The following is a 15,232-nucleotide window of genomic DNA, read 5'->3' on the forward strand; positions in this document are numbered from 1 at the left end:
GGTTAACAAAGTTTCTTGTCATGAGGGACCAAATGGAAGTCTGCTCGTTTTCACGCGAATTAATGTTACAAATTCTATCCATTTCGTTACAAAATGGCATTCGCTTTCTCCATTATCCTTTACCTGCACATCCATCAGCATTCCTTGCGGGTTGCCTGCCATATAGGCGAAAATACAGGCTTATCCTGTTCCTTTTGTCATACAATAGTGGGTTAGGTGGCTTCTCTATACCGGTGGAATTATTATTTGCGTACATCCAGAAATGAAAAATGTAACTCATCCACATTACCTTTTGGTCGGAGCTTATCAGCATCTTTAGCTCTTTAATCGTTACGATACTTATGAAGCTTCACTTACGTTCACCATACCACTAAGCCTAGCCCTCCAACCACATGATGCTTGTAGTTTATGCTTTCTCTCACGATTGAGCATCTTCTTTATCAAGAGGAGGTTCATTGTCCGCGTCGCTCGGCACCAACTGGTTACCCAATTCGCACTGATGCGTAGACTCAGATGGCAAAACATCTGGTTCAATAAGCTTTAGAATCCTTTCAGTTTCTTTCTGAATGAATTCCTCTCCTTTTAAACAATATGACCGAAGGCTTTCAGGTCGCACCATTTCTGCTATATATCTATTTCCGTGAGAATCCTTGCAGAGAACATCAACAATACTTTGTTTATCAGAGGCAACTTCGGGATCCATAATAGTGCTAAGAAACTCAACTTCTTGTATTGCATTTATCTCAGTAAACCCTAAAATATCGTTCAAAAAGTGGATCAGGATATTCTTATTTTTTTCCGTTCCAAAGATTTTTTTGAAACACAAATCATTGCGAGGATCGAGAAATTTTGAAAGAGCCATAGCCAAAGTGCTTAAAAATATTAATAATTATACACTATTATTAACAATTATTCAACCATATTTTTGAAGATAGCTATAGCTAACACGTCATAACCGCCACGAACCGTCATACCGCGATTCATTCGCGGTATCTTAGCATAGATCCCGCTAACAAGTAGCGGGATGACGAGCTTATCGTCATGCCGCCGCGAACCGTCATACCGCGATTCATTCGCGGTATCTTAGCATAGATCCCGCTAACAAGTAGCGGGATGACGATTGTGTATCGTGCTTTGCTAAAAATCACAGAATGCAGTCTGGTTACAAATAAACTATTTTGACAGTTAATGGGGTCTAGTTTTGATGTATGGACTATCCAAAGAAAAGGGTGGTATCATAACTTCAAAAACTTTTATGCTTTCTTCATTCAGAAATTCATACTTACCCTGCATTATTCCTGACGGTACATTTAAGTATGTTCCACTTGTGTATTTAAATACCTCTCCAGATTTTATCACAGGTTGTTCTCCGATAACACCAACTCCGGCAATTTCATTTACTTTTCCCTTATAATCTATTATTTGCCAATGACGACTTAACAATTGAATAGTTGATTGGCTTTTGTTTTTTATCTTAACGTTATACATCCATACATAGCAATTTTCATAAGGAATGGATTGCTCTTCAATATAAATTGGTAAAACTGTAACTTCAACAAAGTTGGTAGTTAGTGTGTATTCTATCATTATAAAATATTCATGATAAGAAAATAGTATTTTAATTATATACTTTTTTCATAGATTTTTCAAGTATACTTTAATTAGGAAATATCAATTTATAGTATGAATGAACCAGATGCGCTGAGCAAAAAAGTAATAGGAATAATAGGTGGTGGACAATTAGGTAAAATGACTGCTATCGCTGCAACAAAACTTGGACAAAAAATACATGTTTTTGCCAGTGCTAAAGACGATCCAGCTTGTTCTATTGCTGATGATTTCACAATAGCAGATTTCTCTGATAAGAAAGCGCTTGAATCTTTTGCACAGAGTGTGGATTTGGTCACTATTGAGTCTGAAAATATTCCATGTAGTGCAATTGATATCGATGTAAATTTTTATCCGGGTAAAAAAGCGTTACACATTGCGCAAAATAGGCTTAGAGAGAAAGATTTCATTAGAAGCTTGAGTATAAAAACTGCTGAATACAAAAGTATACAAAATTATAATGAGCTACTGAAAAGCAGTAGAGCTTTTGGCTATCCAACAAGGCTGAAAACAACAGAAATGGGTTATGATGGAAAAGGGCAATATGTGCTTGAGAATGATTCTGAAGTGAAGCAATTTGCTTCCTTTGATTGGAATACAGAGTACATTCTTGAAGCAAGTGTTGATTTACTGAAAGAGGTTTCAATAGTCGTTGCAAGAGATAAAAACGGTAAAGTAGCTTTTTTTCCTATAGCAGAAAATTACCACGTTGATGGAATACTTGATACTTCAACAGTGCCAGCTAAAATAGATAGTAAATTAACTCAAGAGGTACAACGAGCTGCAAAGAAAATAGCAAATGCGCTTGATGTAATAGGAATTCTGGCTATTGAATTTTTTGTTACTAAGGATAACGAATTGTTAGTTAATGAACTAGCTCCAAGACCTCACAATTCTTGCCACTGGAGCTTGGATGCATGTAACGTTAGTCAATTTGAACAGCTAGTTAGGATAATATGCGGGCTACCTATGCAGGAAGTAGTATTACGCTTTCCTTGTATGACGAAAAATATAATAGGTAATGATATATATGATTCTCATAAGTATTTGAGCAACGAAAAAGCTAGTTTAACCATATATGGGAAAAAAGAGGTTAGGGATAAGCGTAAAATGGGACATGTCAATATAGATTTAAGTTAACAGTTTTTCTACGTCATACCGCCACAACTGTACGAACATTGTGATATGATGAGATGTTACATAGTAAACGGTGTCATTCTAGCACCTCTTTTCCCGTCATCCCGCTGCTTGTTAGCGGGATCTCATTTCACTTTGTGAAGGTGTCATCCCAGCACCTCTTTTCCCGTCATTCCGCTGCTTGTTAGCGGGATCTCATTTTACTTTATGAGGGTATCATCCGAGTAGCCCCTTTCTCGTCATCCCGCTGCTTGTTAGCGGGATCTCATTTCACTTTATGAAGGTGTCATTCGAGTAGCCTGACTACTTGGATCCAGGAATTTTATTAAGTTGGTAAGCATAAAAGTGGCTGATCTTATGTTAAAACACAACGTTCTTGATGAGATTACAGCAAGGCTGGATTCCAGCGTCAGCTACTTGAATGACAGCAGTCCTACGTCATGCCGCCGCGGTATCTCTAGATCCCGCTAACAAGTAGCGGGATGACGATTGTCGTTTAGCCATAAATGTTTAAGAAATTTACCAAACGAAAAAAAAGGCAAAAGAAGCCCCGTGGTTGGCTAGTTACTTACATTATACTTTCAAGTATGGCGTTTTTTTATTCTAAACGTTTAATAACCGCGATTCATCTGCTTTTAAGCCGCAACTAATCTAAATTATAAACATTAAGAAATTTACTAAACAGAAAAAAAGGCAAAGAAAACCTAGGGTAGCTAATTACTCACTATCCATTTTTTAAGTTGGCGTTTTTTGATGTTTTAAATGCTTTATAAGCGCATTTTAGCTTGTATAGCTAGAAATTTGATAAAGACATAAGGTGCACATAGTGCAAAAAATTAAACATGAGACGCCAAATACGTTGAGTTTTTTTGTCATTTAATCTGTACAGAGAAGATAAATAAATAGCTTCAGTTTCATGATAAGGGGGCTGGCGAAGGGTGTCAAGTAAGTTTTTTCGTTTCTATTTCCAATAAAAGTTTGTATGCAATAACACAGAAGCATGCACTGCTATTCCTTCATTTCTTCCAATATAACCTAATTTCTCTGCAGTGGTTGCTTTGATATTTACAAATTCATCATCAATTTCTAATGCTTTTGATATGAATTTCTTCATTTCTACTTTGTAAGGCGATATTTTAGGCTCTTCACAAACTATAGTAATATCTAAATTAGACACGCTGTACCCTTTTTCTTTTGCTTTTTTAGCAGCAAAGTCAAGAAAGTGAGATGAATTGCAATCTTTCCATTCAGAGGAACTAGGAGGAAAGTGCTCTCCTATGTCGCCACATCCCAGTGCTCCGAGTATTGCATCAACGATTGCATGTATTGCAACATCACCATCAGAGTGCGCTTCTATTGCCATGTTGTGTTCAATTTTCACACCGCAAATTTTTATAAAGCTTTCAGCACCATTTTGAACTTTAATGAACTTATGTATATCATAACCGGCTCCGACACGAAATTTTGGCTCTTCAAAAAGAAGCTTTGCCATATTGATATCCTCTTTTGTGGTTAACTTAAAATTGCTTTTCTCACCTTTAATAATCGCAACATGTTTTTTGTGTTCTACCATTAGTGATGAATCGTCAGTAAATTCTTTGACTGATTGATGGCATGATAATAATTCTTTGAAATTAAAAATTTGAGGGGTTTGTATGGCTCTGAGCTTTCCTCTTGAAATCGTAGATTCAATAAAACTATTACTCACCAATGACATAGTGTCTTCAACTTCTATTGCTGGAACTACTCCTGTATATTGATCATTAATCATAGATTCAACCAAGTTATCTATCAGAACATCTGACACAAAAGGCCTACAAGCATCGTGTATAACTACAAAATCTGGGTTAATTTTTTGTAAGCTTTCAAGCCCTAGTTTAACTGAACTTTGCCTGTTTTCTCCTCCGTATACAGGGCTTAGTAATTTAGTGTCTGTAATTAGTGATATAGCTTTCTCATAGAAACTTTCATGGTCTCTATTAATTGCTATTCTTATGTAATCTATATATTGGTTAGCCAGAAATCTTTTAATTGTATGAAATAAAACAGATTTACCTGCCAGTTTTATATATTGCTTAGGAATCGTAGAATTGCATCTACTGCCTACTCCCGCTGCAACTATTAATGCTGCTATTTTGTATTTCTTAGCGCACATATTTCTTTTTGTAGAAGCTTTCCTCTCTATCCAAGATTCTTTCCGAAAAATAAAATTTCTGACATCATATAAAAGTTACTTCCCCTATTAACTAGCATAATTATAATAGCAAAAGAGATATTTAGAGAGCTCAAAATCTATCTTTGCCTGCGGATTAAACAACTAAATTTTAGTAAAAAATGATAGTATTACAAATCGTAAAATACTTTCAACATAGAAAAAATAAATTGCATATTTTTCAGTAAATTAGCTATGCTAAACACATGCAAAAACGTCATATAACTATTTGTTTCATACTGCTTTTTATAATAGGGATGTTATTCCTGATGCGTCCTATGATTTTTCCATGTTTAATATCTATTATTATTGCATATTTGTTTAATCCGCTAGTAGTCAAGTTTGAAAAGTATAGAATACCACGTTCATGTTCTGTAATTTTTATAATACTTATTTTATTAATAGCTTTTATACTAGTCATAACATTTGTTTTACCTATTATATATGTTCAAATTACTTCAATATTAAATTTCTTAGTGAGTAAAGTGCCTTCATTAAAGTTTAAAGTAATCCCCTCTGTATTAGAATTTCTTAATATGAAAATCGAGGATAGCTTATTTGATCATTTATCTAAAAATCTAGCAGAAAATTACAGCAACTATGTATCTTATTTCATGAATGCTCTTGATATTGCTAGTAACTTTATAATCCAAGTGTTAAGTTCAAGCTTTAACACGGTATCATTAATGGTGATTACTCCTGTAGTGTTTTTCTATATATTACGTGATTGGCCTTTAATTATAGAAAAAGCTAGTAAATTAATCCCTATTCCTTACAGAGGAAAAATTGCAGATTATTTTTCCAAAGTGGATTTCATTATATCTAATTATCTAAAGGGGCAGGTAAATGTATGTATTGTCATGATGGTCTTTTACTCTGTGAGTCTGAGCATAATTGGATTGGAACACTCTATTGTTATTGGAATTTTATCAGGAATGTTAACGTTCATACCTTACGTAGGGCCATTATTATATACCATTATTGGGTTTTTGAGCGCTATCACTCAATTTAGTGGATGGTTTGAAAGTGCTGCTGTTTTGCTATTATTTGGTGTTGGACAATTAATAGATTCAAATATATTAGTTCCTTTATTAATAGGAAAAAAAGTTCATATACATCCAACTGTAATTATTCTGGGAATTACTATATGCGCTTCATATTTTGGATTTACAGGTATATTACTTTTTATTCCAATAATAGCAATGTTCAATGTATCAGTAGAATATGCAATCAATAAATATTTTAAAAGTGAGCTTTATAAAAACGGCTAACAGACCTTTTGCATAATCAATTTATGGTAAGAGGAGAAATGAGCCCAGAATACCTGACACATTTGAGGAGCGTAAGTAAATTTCTGCGCAAAAATTACTACCAGAAAGAGGTTACGTAAGAGGTTCAACGTGCAATTAAATTTATTTAACAACAATCAAGCTGATTATAGCCGGCAAAATTACATCATCTTAGATGAAAATAAGCACGTATATAATTCGGTAGTTAATGATTTATCTTGGAAATGTCTGATTCTTTTTGGACCTAAAAGCTCCGGTAAAACTCATCTTGCTCATATTTGGCAATCAATAAACGATGCAATCTTTATCAATGTGAATAACTTCGTAAGCGAGATTAGGTATAGCGATGCTTTTATTTTAGAAGACGTACAAAACATTAAAGATGAAGCCATGTTATTACATTGTTACAATTACATGAAAGAAAACGACAAGAGGCTGCTAATCACTTCTTCAATTTCACCAAAAAAGCTTAACTTCAAACTAAGAGATTTAAGTTCTCGAATATTATCAACTATCAGCGTAAAAATTTTGCCTGCAAGCGAGGAATTATTAAGAATTATGCTAATAAAACGATTTTCAGATAAACAGTTAAAAATTGATTTAAAAGTGATTAATTATATTTTAGCAAGAATAGAACGTTCTTTCTATAGCATTGATAAAATTATAGAAAAGATAGATAATGAATCTATAGGGTCAAATGTGACCGTTCCTTTTATTAGCACTTTATTAAAAAAAGATGCCATTTGATTTCTTCTTTTGTAAAGGTGTATATTAAAAATTTATTAACACCCATAACACTAACGTAATTGGAATCTCTACCTGTCCATGTTAGAATTATAATCAATGTTATGTTATAATAAATATAGATAGATACAGCTAAGAAGTATTCTATATTTATAGTAGAGCTCACTTTATAAGGTGTTTTTTATAGATTTAACGTTATAATTTAACTATGATAAGAGTAAGATTAAATTTAAGAAAAAGGTTAAAGCAAAAGTTTGTGATGTTCACTCTATTGATAAATGCTTTATTTGTCTCATATTTTCTCATAAGAAACACAGGGAACACTTCTAATCAAATTATAGCCAAAGAAATAAATATAGGAACTGATAATGAAAAATAAACAGTCGCAAAATAAAAAAGAAAATCTTTACATAACATATTACATAGATGCTTTAGCTTCAGAGAGGTCCGCTGCACAAAATACTCTGGAAAGTTATCGTTCGGATTTACACCAGTTTGAAGAATTTTTATTGGAAAGCGGCACTACCTTGGTTGGTGTAAACAAAACCAATATTAAAGATTATGTGAAATCTTTATGTACACAAAAAAAATATAAAAGTAGCTCTATATCAAGAAAAATATCCGCTATGAAAAATTTTTACAAGTGTCTATTTAATGACGGAATAATAGATTTTAATCCAGCGCCGGCTAATGATGCTGAATTAAAGAATCCAAAAGTTTCTCGTCCTTTGCCTAAGTATTTAAGTGTCGAAGAAATATTTTTGCTAATGGACACAGTGAGAAAATCAGCAAGCGAATCGAATAAAGAGATAAGCAGTAAAAGGCTATGTGCGATTTTAGATATCCTTTACTCTTCTGGAATGCGTGTTTCTGAACTAATTAGTATGAAATTATGTGAAGTGTCACATTTAATAAACAGTAATAACAAAGAATGCTATATAATAATAAAAGGAAAAAGTGGTAGAGAGAGGCAAATTCTTTTTAATGAACAAGCATTGCAGAGCCTTAGAAATTATTTATCAGTTCGTGATAATCTGATCTCTAAAGAAAAGGAATCCGATTGGCTATTCCCAGGTGATAAACCTAATAAACCAATTACAAGGCAGAGGGTCGGTCAATTAATGAAGGAGTTGGCAAGAAAATGCAATATTGATGAAAATAAGATCTCTCCACACGTGGTTAGGCATTCTTTTGCTACCCATCTACTAAATAGCGGAGCAAATATTGTGTTGATACAGAAAGTTCTTGGCCATACTAACCTTTCTACAACACAAATATATACTCATATTGCTAACGAAAAGTTAAAGGACAAATTAGCTGATTCGCATCCTATTACTCAGATGATCAATAATTAAATTTATTGTTTTTAATTTGTAATAAAGTTAAATTTAAATAAATTTATGTGAGTTTGTGATTTCAAGTTTATTGTTTAATTTCTTTCTTATATTATGGGAGGTATTCTATACTTTCATTACTCTCCCTGTAATTTTCTTTTCTGAGTGTGTAATAACCATTTTCCTCGTCTGTTCGGTGAGAGTTGTATTATTCATGCTGCGTTTATTATGTGGCATTAAATATGAAGTGAGGGGAATGGAAAACATCCCTAAGCAACCTTTTATCATTGCATCTAAACACCAATCTCCATTTGAAACATTTATTTTTATACTACTATTTAGAAAAGCGGTTTTTATTTTAAAACGTGAATTGAAATGGATTCCATTCATTGGTTTGCATCTTATAGCGCTGAAAATGATTTTTATTAACCGTTCAGATGGTATCAGTTCTATACGCCATATAATCAAACTAGCAAAAATGCGTATAAAAGAAAATAGAAGCATAATAATATTTCCTGAAGGTACAAGAACAACTATAAACCAAAATATAAAATATCAACCAGGTATTGCTGCTTTATATAGCGTATTATCTGTTCCTGTGTTACCGGTTGCTTTAAACACTGGTTTGTTTTGGCCAAAAAGCATACTTTCTCTGAGAAAGAATCCCGGAAAGGCAGTAATAGAAATATTGCCCCCAATATATCCTGAGTTAAACAAAAATGAATTCTTGCAAAGTTTAGAAAAAATTATTGAAGAGAGAAGCAGTAGATTAACCATAGGAAAAACTGATATTGCAAATTAACAAAAAAACTTTATAATTAAAAGAAAAGTACAGTATTTTAGGTATTAATATATGGCAAATCATAAGAGTGCTAAAAAAATGATAAAGGTAATAGCAAAGCGCACTTTAATAAATAAGATGCGGAAAAGTAAAACTCGCACTGCTATTAGAAATTTGGTTGATATAATCAAGTCTGGCGACAAAGAAAATGTTGTTCTGGCATTTCGGAATGCTGAATCTAATTTACACAAGTGTGTGAATAAAGGTGTTATTCATAGGAATACCGCTGCGCGTAAAATAAGTCGCTTAAATGCAAAAGTAAAAGCATTGATGACCGCTTAATACGGTTAATGTAAAGTTAACTGTATTAATATATACTCCTCAGTTTGTATATTCTGTATAAAATTTAAGTAGCTTAAGTGATGGATAAAAAAGTGCTATTAGAACTAAGTAATGGATTAAAAATCGAGCTACCTGTATTAAGCGGAACAACAGGTCCTGATGTGTTAAATATCAAGGATTTATATAAGATGACAGGATTATTCACTTACGATCCAGGGTTTGTTTCTACAGCTTCATGCTCTTCTACAATTACATTCATTGATGGAGATGAAGGAGTTCTTAAATATAGGGGACATAGTATAGCTGATTTGGCAGAGAATAATAATTTTACTGCTGTGATTTATTTATTGCTCTATGGTGAATTACCCAGTTCAGAGCAACACAAAAAATTTCTTCTCAAAATACAAGAATCATCCAAAGTATCAGAGCAAGTTACAAATGTAATTAAAGCATTTCCAAAAACTGCTCACCCTATGTCAATCTTAGTTGCATGTTTTGCAAGTTTGTCAGCATCTTATCATGAAAAGCATGGCAACAATGTCAATGGTGAAGACCTAGATTTTGGAATTTCTGCAATAGCGCAAGTTTCCACAATTATTGCAATGATTTATAGGCATATCAACAATCAGGAATTCATAAATGCTAACAATGAATTAAGTTACAGTGAAAATTTCTTAAAGATGATATTTGGCGATGCTGTTGATAATGATAAAAGCGCCCTTTTTGCAAAAGCTCTGGATAAAATATTTACTCTCCATGCTGATCATGAACAGAATGCTTCTACGGCGGCTGTCAGATTGGTGGGATCGGCTGGTTCTAATCTGTTTGCAAGCCTCTCTGCAGGAGTTGCTACACTTTGGGGACCAGCACATGGTGGAGCTAATGAGGCAGTTATAAATATGCTAAAAGAGATAGAGCAAAGTGGAGATATAGATAAATTCATCGAAAAAGCTAAAGATGATAAAGATCCATTTAAATTGATGGGATTTGGACATCGTGTTTATAAAAATTATGATCCGCGCGCGCGTATATTGGAAGGCGCTTGCCATGAGGTTCTAAGTAAACTAGAACAAAATAATGAACTGCTTAAAATTGCAAAAAAACTTGAAGAAATAGCTTTAAAGGATGAATATTTTATCGTGCGTAAGTTATATCCAAATGTTGATTTTTACTCAGGTATAATAATGAATGCTATTGATATCCCCTCAAATATGTTCACGCCTATTTTTGCACTTGCAAGAACCACTGGTTGGGTTACTCAGTGGTATGAAATGATAAATGATAAAGAAACTAAGATCTGTAGACCAAGGCAACTCTATTTTGGTAAATAAATTTATTTTCACTTCATTAGACTTCTTGCATAACCCAAACTAAGTAGAAAAAAGGTGTCATCCGAGTAGCTGACACTGGTTCCTTTACGACGGAAGTGTCCAGAGGTGTCATTCCAGTCTGGAATCCAGAAAAAAGGATGGTGTCATTCCGTATCCGTTCAGCCAATGGCGTCAACTTAAGAACTTTCATTAGCAAACTCTCCTAAAGACATGATGGCGTTTAGGCTTATCTACTTTATTGCGGCTGTCCCGGTCGGATTTTAACTTTAGCGCGTATACTTAAAAAGGGCTTGAAAGTTTTTTGGCGCAATAAGTACCTGATAGAGTTTCTGCCTCATTACACCAAATAAAACTGAAAAATTTAAACGATACTCATACCAATTCTCATTATTAGTGAATCAAATAAGCGATATTGTAGAGTTATTTAATTGTGGAGTGAGAAAGAAAGGCAATAGTATGGCTTTTTTTCCATTGTTATCTATCCGTTTATTGTGCAGTGGGAATTGGTATCAGTAATTTGATCTGGGTTCCAAGGCCCTTGTGCATCACACATATGAAGCGATAATATATTGCACATGACCAAGTTTGCCCAAAATTCTTGTAATACAGCCTCTCCAGAAAAATTCTCTAACTCTGCTCCTACTTTGAGTCGTTTATAGCACTCCTCTATGTGCCACCTTAACACATAAGCTTTGCTCCAAAGTCTCGGTCAAAAACTCTGTTTCTCAGTTGGCTAATGTCAGCACTATAACTCTTACTTTCTGTCCTTTCATTTTATTTTTTAGCTTTTCATTTTCTAATATAAAATCAAAATCTAATTCGCCAGCGTTCCCATAGCTTACTATAATTTCTTTTTTGCAAGCGAAAAATAAAATCTACTTCCAAATTATAATGCTGCTGAATGAATTTTACTGAAGACGATCATAGATAAATAATAATTTCTCTTGATTTAATAAACGCATTTGAGTGATAACTTCGGGTAATTGCTCTGCCGCCAACGTTTGTTCACCTATATTCCAAGCTGCAAGACGAGCACTGCAAATCAATGAAGTACACAAATCAACAAACAAATTGCCAATGGTGCCTGTTGTTCCATTTGGTTCAAACTCGGATACAATTTCCCCAGAGCTGGGTAATCTCATACCAGAACCATCTGCTGCAATAAGTCTATAGCCTCTCCAACTCAGGTTCATCCTGATAGGCTGTTTGGATGCTTAGATTCTTGAAAGCCTGTATGGCAAATCTTATACCTTGCTTTAGAAAAAGCTTGCTTTGAGGGTACATGTCAATGGCTCCATAAGTTCACATTCTATTCCCAAACTTTTTTTAACTAACTTTAAAATCATAGAAAATACTGTCGAAAAAGGAAGTTTTCTTGTTCGTGTAAAACTCAACACAATGGATTTTCTGAAAAGTTTTCGAGTATATTGCATTTTTAATTTGTAAGATAAGATCTTTTCCTTTTTGCATGCCTCACCTAAAAAAGACACATTTTAAACTTTTTTGTTGCAATAAAATAGAAACAAAAGTGCTGTCCCTTGCACTCTTTGGATAATTTAATGATAAAAAATTTAGAGAGAAATTTTATATACTATCGCTGATATTTTTCCTTAAGTTGACGCCATTGCCTGAACACTTACCTAATGATGAAGCTATCGAAAACATAGCAAAGAGACTTCAAAAATCTATAGACGATGCAAAAAAGCACAAGGTCATGTTTAGTGTTGATGTATTCCAAGGAGAAAAAAGTCATCAATAATAGATTATTCGATACTGATCTTATACCACCTCATGGAGCAAGATAAAAATGTTACTGAGACTGGAAAAGAAAAACTACGGCCTCTTATGTTAGAAATGTTTAATCTAGTTTCAACAGGCACTGATGTGAGCCAAGAAGTTCGGAGATTATTGCCAGAAGATATACTGAAAGAACGCGGCGAATATTTGTCACGTCTAAAACAAATTGTAAGTGATAGTATTGAAAATGACAAAAAAAAAGGAATTGTAGTAGAAAGAGATAATAAATTTTATTATGTACAGTGTCCAGAAAAAAGTGTGATCACTCCTGCAAAATTTATGAACTCCCCGGAATTTAAGGACTTAGAATATGGTGCATTGCGAATAGGAGAAGGAGATAATCTAATCTGAATAAAAAGCTGGCAATATCATGATATGCAAGGCAAAGTAAAAATGACCTTTAGGGTAGGCGATGAAAAGATCGAAATGATTTTATCTTCTGAAAAAGCTGAAAGTTTTGGTAAAATAATGGTACATATGGATGACAAAAGTTGTGAAATCTTCTCAAAGTACCTAAAAGAGCTAGAAAAAGAACCTCGTATAAGCAAGGTTGTTGAAGCTGCTAAAAGTTTTGCACAAACGAAAAGCAGTGCAGTTAGTCCACCTCTTTCTAATATGAAAAGAGTTGACACATCGCAACATTTTCAAAGTAGTGACCATGAATCACCAGAGCATTAACAATTATCATACATACATTGTTGCATATAGCAATAGTGTATGTGTATAGTTAGTAGGGTTTGTAAACTTAATAAAGTCTACAACTAATTTGAAAACTACTTTATTGTATGCAAGACTTTAAAATACTAGAAAATCTAAAAACCAAAGCACTAGAAGCTGAAAAAGGAGGCGGTTCTGACAGGATTACCAAACAACATGAAAAAGGGAAATTAACTGCTAGAGAAAGGCTCAGTATATTGCTCGATGAAAGTTCTTTTGCAGAATACGATAAATTCGTAAAACATCATGCAAATGATTTTGGCATGCAAAATGCTAATTTTTTAGGTGATGGGGTAGTGATTGGTCATGGTACTATTTATGGCAGAAAAGTTTTTGTTTATTCTCAGGATTTTACTGTCTTTGGTGGTTCACTTGGTGCGTCACATGCAAAAAAAATATGCAAAATTATGGATATGGCAATTAATGCCAGAGTTCCAATTATCGGACTAAATAATTCTGGTGGAGCCAGAATTCAGGAAGGAGTAAATTCTCTTGCTGGTTATGGAGAAATTTTTCAAAGAAACGTAAATGCATCGGGTGTTATACCACAAATTTCTTTAATTATGGGCCCATGTGCAGGAGGTGCAGTTTATTCCCCAGCATTAACTGACTTTACTTTCATGGTGAAAAACAGTTCATATATGTTTATAACCGGGCCAGATGTAGTAAAAAAGGTTACCTACGAAGATGTAAGTTTCGAAGACCTCGGTGGAGCAAAAATTCATACAAGCAAAACAGGAGTAGCGGATTTTGCATTCAATAATGATGTTGAAATGCTGCTAAAAATGCGTGAATTCTTTACTTTCTTACCAGCAAATAATCAAGAATCACCAAAATCTGCACCAATCTGTAATGATGTTGACGACATTGATGAATCCTTAAACACTCTAATTCCTACCAATCCTAATACTCCTTATGATATGTATGAACTCATTGAAAAAGTTTGTGATGAAAGGAATTTCTTTGAACTGAAACCTGATTTTGCTCGTAATATCATAACTGGTTTTGGTAGAATTGGAGGAAATACTGTCGGTATTGTTGCAAATCAACCTATGCACCTTGCAGGATGTTTGGATATTGATTCTTCAAGAAAAGCTGCGAGGTTTGTAAGGTTTTGTGACGCATTTAACATTCCGATCATCACACTTATTGATGTTCCAGGATTTTTGCCGGGTACAAATCAAGAATACAATAATATAATACAACACGGAGCGAAACTGCTTTACGCTTACGCTGAAGCGACCGTGCCGAAAATTAGCCTTATCACTAGAAAAGCGTATGGTGGTGCATACATTGTTATGAATTCGAAACATCTAAAAGGTGATATAAATTATGCCTGGCCAACTGCTGAAATAGCTGTGATGGGCCCTGAAAGTGCAGTTGAGATTATATTTCGACACGAAAAAGATCAGCAAACGTTAATTAAAGAATATAAAGAAAAATTTGCTAACCCATTTTTTGCTGCATCATATGGATACATTGATGACATTATAGTGCCAAGTAAAACAAGGTATCACTTTTGTAAAGCATTAGAGCTACTCAAAAACAAGAAGGTAGAAAGGATATGGAAAAAGCATGACAACTTACCTCTGTAACTTTCTTCTAAGCCTTGCTTACAAGTTATGCAATATTATAAGTATAATCAGTGTGCCGTTACCAAGACTCGAACTTGGGACCTCGTCATTACCAATGACGTACTCTACCACCTGAGCTACAACGGCAAGTTTATATATTATGATAATGAATAACACAAAAAAGAATAAGGAAAAAGAAGAGGAGAAAAAAAGATTAGCGAAAGCTTTAAAGCAAAATATTTTGAAAAGAAAAAAGCAGCAACAGAGTAGACAGAGAACCCTTTCAAAACTCGTTTGTGGTGAGGAATTTTTAGGAGAAAGCACCGCAGAATACTCGAATGTATTTGAGAACGACAAAATTACCAT

At 33.8% G+C, this 15,232-nt stretch carries 14 protein-coding genes, 1 tRNA gene and 3 pseudogenes; 11 read left to right on the plus strand and 7 right to left on the minus strand.

What is annotated here, in order from left to right:
• Positions 1 to 18: 18 nt before the first annotated feature.
• The 3 genes and pseudogenes from ACJZL3_RS06320 to apaG form a co-directional block, all read right to left on the minus strand.
• Positions 19 to 162, minus strand: a complete 144-nt coding sequence (locus tag ACJZL3_RS06320; protein ID WP_173862902.1) for a hypothetical protein — start codon at positions 160 to 162, stop codon at positions 19 to 21.
• Between the two features lie 454 nt (positions 163 to 616).
• Positions 617 to 862, minus strand: a pseudogene (locus tag ACJZL3_RS06325) (PD-(D/E)XK nuclease family transposase); the annotation flags it as partial.
• A gap of 323 nt (positions 863 to 1,185) precedes the next feature.
• Positions 1,186 to 1,587: a Co2+/Mg2+ efflux protein ApaG gene (apaG, locus tag ACJZL3_RS06330; protein WP_007549064.1), complete on the minus strand. Its 402-nt coding sequence runs from the start codon at positions 1,585 to 1,587 to the stop codon at positions 1,186 to 1,188.
• 96 nt (positions 1,588 to 1,683) lie between these two features.
• Between apaG and ACJZL3_RS06335 the strand changes: the two genes are divergently transcribed.
• Positions 1,684 to 2,748, plus strand: a complete 1,065-nt coding sequence (locus tag ACJZL3_RS06335) for a 5-(carboxyamino)imidazole ribonucleotide synthase (RefSeq protein WP_010082017.1) — start codon at positions 1,684 to 1,686, stop codon at positions 2,746 to 2,748.
• Positions 2,749 to 3,706: 958 nt separating this feature from the next.
• Here the strand turns inward: ACJZL3_RS06335 and ACJZL3_RS06340 are convergent.
• A complete protein-coding gene (locus ACJZL3_RS06340) occupies positions 3,707 to 4,900 on the minus strand; it encodes a bifunctional 2-C-methyl-D-erythritol 4-phosphate cytidylyltransferase/2-C-methyl-D-erythritol 2,4-cyclodiphosphate synthase (protein ID WP_010963060.1) in 1,194 nt (397 codons plus the stop codon).
• A 263-nt stretch (positions 4,901 to 5,163) separates the two neighbouring features.
• On the opposite strand from ACJZL3_RS06340, the gene ACJZL3_RS06345 reads away from it, so the two are divergent.
• The 7 genes from ACJZL3_RS06345 to ACJZL3_RS06375 all read left to right on the plus strand — a co-directional run bounded on the left by ACJZL3_RS06345 (position 5,164) and on the right by ACJZL3_RS06375 (position 10,778).
• Positions 5,164 to 6,228, plus strand: coding sequence for an AI-2E family transporter (locus ACJZL3_RS06345; protein WP_010963061.1), 1,065 nt, complete (start codon positions 5,164 to 5,166; stop codon positions 6,226 to 6,228).
• Positions 6,229 to 6,357: 129 nt separating this feature from the next.
• On the plus strand, positions 6,358 to 6,993 hold the full coding sequence (locus ACJZL3_RS06350; RefSeq protein ID WP_006280257.1) for a DnaA ATPase domain-containing protein: 636 nt from the start codon (positions 6,358 to 6,360) through the stop codon (positions 6,991 to 6,993).
• A gap of 205 nt (positions 6,994 to 7,198) precedes the next feature.
• Complete coding sequence (locus tag ACJZL3_RS06355; protein ID WP_007549057.1) at positions 7,199 to 7,369, plus strand: hypothetical protein; 171 nt, start codon at positions 7,199 to 7,201, stop codon at positions 7,367 to 7,369.
• Positions 7,359 to 8,345: a site-specific tyrosine recombinase gene (locus tag ACJZL3_RS06360; RefSeq protein ID WP_095742816.1), complete on the plus strand. Its 987-nt coding sequence runs from the start codon at positions 7,359 to 7,361 to the stop codon at positions 8,343 to 8,345. Before ACJZL3_RS06355 ends, ACJZL3_RS06360 begins: the two co-directional genes overlap by 11 nt.
• A gap of 193 nt (positions 8,346 to 8,538) precedes the next feature.
• Positions 8,539 to 9,126 carry a lysophospholipid acyltransferase family protein gene (locus tag ACJZL3_RS06365; RefSeq protein WP_419198746.1) on the plus strand — a complete coding sequence of 196 codons (588 nt, stop codon included), beginning with the start codon at positions 8,539 to 8,541 and terminating at the stop codon, positions 9,124 to 9,126.
• Positions 9,127 to 9,177: 51 nt separating this feature from the next.
• Entirely contained in the window at positions 9,178 to 9,447 is a 270-nt protein-coding gene (gene rpsT / locus ACJZL3_RS06370) for a 30S ribosomal protein S20 (RefSeq protein WP_010081981.1), read from the plus strand.
• 80 nt (positions 9,448 to 9,527) lie between these two features.
• Positions 9,528 to 10,778, plus strand: coding sequence for a citrate synthase (locus ACJZL3_RS06375; RefSeq protein WP_419198747.1), 1,251 nt, complete (start codon positions 9,528 to 9,530; stop codon positions 10,776 to 10,778).
• A gap of 189 nt (positions 10,779 to 10,967) precedes the next feature.
• Here ACJZL3_RS06375 and ACJZL3_RS06380 read toward each other — a convergent pair.
• A pseudogene (locus tag ACJZL3_RS06380) lies at positions 10,968 to 11,152 on the minus strand (IS4 family transposase); the annotation flags it as partial.
• A 137-nt stretch (positions 11,153 to 11,289) separates the two neighbouring features.
• A pseudogene (locus ACJZL3_RS06385) lies at positions 11,290 to 12,248 on the minus strand (transposase); the annotation flags it as partial.
• Positions 12,249 to 12,569: 321 nt separating this feature from the next.
• Between ACJZL3_RS06385 and ACJZL3_RS06390 the strand changes: the two are divergent.
• The 3 genes from ACJZL3_RS06390 (at position 12,570) to ACJZL3_RS06400 (ending at position 14,887) form a co-directional block, all read left to right on the plus strand.
• On the plus strand, positions 12,570 to 12,926 hold the full coding sequence (locus tag ACJZL3_RS06390) for a hypothetical protein (RefSeq protein ID WP_223823154.1): 357 nt from the start codon (positions 12,570 to 12,572) through the stop codon (positions 12,924 to 12,926).
• 24 nt (positions 12,927 to 12,950) lie between these two features.
• On the plus strand, positions 12,951 to 13,253 hold the full coding sequence (locus tag ACJZL3_RS06395; RefSeq protein WP_010963066.1) for a hypothetical protein: 303 nt from the start codon (positions 12,951 to 12,953) through the stop codon (positions 13,251 to 13,253).
• A gap of 107 nt (positions 13,254 to 13,360) precedes the next feature.
• Entirely contained in the window at positions 13,361 to 14,887 is a 1,527-nt protein-coding gene (locus tag ACJZL3_RS06400) for an acyl-CoA carboxylase subunit beta (RefSeq protein ID WP_209452439.1), read from the plus strand.
• 53 nt (positions 14,888 to 14,940) lie between these two features.
• On the opposite strand, the gene ACJZL3_RS06405 is transcribed toward ACJZL3_RS06400, so the two are convergent.
• A tRNA-Thr gene (locus ACJZL3_RS06405) sits at positions 14,941 to 15,013 on the minus strand.
• Between the last annotated feature and the right edge of the window lie 219 nt (positions 15,014 to 15,232).

This window comes from Wolbachia endosymbiont of Rhagoletis cingulata, assembly GCF_048537655.1.
Taxonomy (GTDB): domain Bacteria; phylum Pseudomonadota; class Alphaproteobacteria; order Rickettsiales; family Anaplasmataceae; genus Wolbachia; species Wolbachia pipientis.

Coding starts and splice junctions, on each gene's coding strand:
- ACJZL3_RS06400 (WP_209452439.1), top strand. CDS start 13,361: ATGCAAGACTTTAAAATACTAGAAAATCTAAAAACCAAAGCACTAGAA.
- ACJZL3_RS06395 (WP_010963066.1), top strand. CDS start 12,951: ATGCAAGGCAAAGTAAAAATGACCTTTAGGGTAGGCGATGAAAAGATC.
- apaG (WP_007549064.1), bottom strand. CDS start 1,587: ATGATAGAATACACACTAACTACCAACTTTGTTGAAGTTACAGTTTTA.
- ACJZL3_RS06345 (WP_010963061.1), top strand. CDS start 5,164: ATGCAAAAACGTCATATAACTATTTGTTTCATACTGCTTTTTATAATA.
- ACJZL3_RS06360 (WP_095742816.1), top strand. CDS start 7,359: ATGAAAAATAAACAGTCGCAAAATAAAAAAGAAAATCTTTACATAACA.
- ACJZL3_RS06355 (WP_007549057.1), top strand. CDS start 7,199: ATGATAAGAGTAAGATTAAATTTAAGAAAAAGGTTAAAGCAAAAGTTT.
- ACJZL3_RS06320 (WP_173862902.1), bottom strand. CDS start 162: ATGGCAGGCAACCCGCAAGGAATGCTGATGGATGTGCAGGTAAAGGAT.
- ACJZL3_RS06335 (WP_010082017.1), top strand. CDS start 1,684: ATGAATGAACCAGATGCGCTGAGCAAAAAAGTAATAGGAATAATAGGT.
- ACJZL3_RS06365 (WP_419198746.1), top strand. CDS start 8,539: ATGCTGCGTTTATTATGTGGCATTAAATATGAAGTGAGGGGAATGGAA.
- ACJZL3_RS06375 (WP_419198747.1), top strand. CDS start 9,528: ATGGATAAAAAAGTGCTATTAGAACTAAGTAATGGATTAAAAATCGAG.
- ACJZL3_RS06340 (WP_010963060.1), bottom strand. CDS start 4,900: ATGTGCGCTAAGAAATACAAAATAGCAGCATTAATAGTTGCAGCGGGA.
- rpsT (WP_010081981.1), top strand. CDS start 9,178: ATGGCAAATCATAAGAGTGCTAAAAAAATGATAAAGGTAATAGCAAAG.
- ACJZL3_RS06390 (WP_223823154.1), top strand. CDS start 12,570: ATGGAGCAAGATAAAAATGTTACTGAGACTGGAAAAGAAAAACTACGG.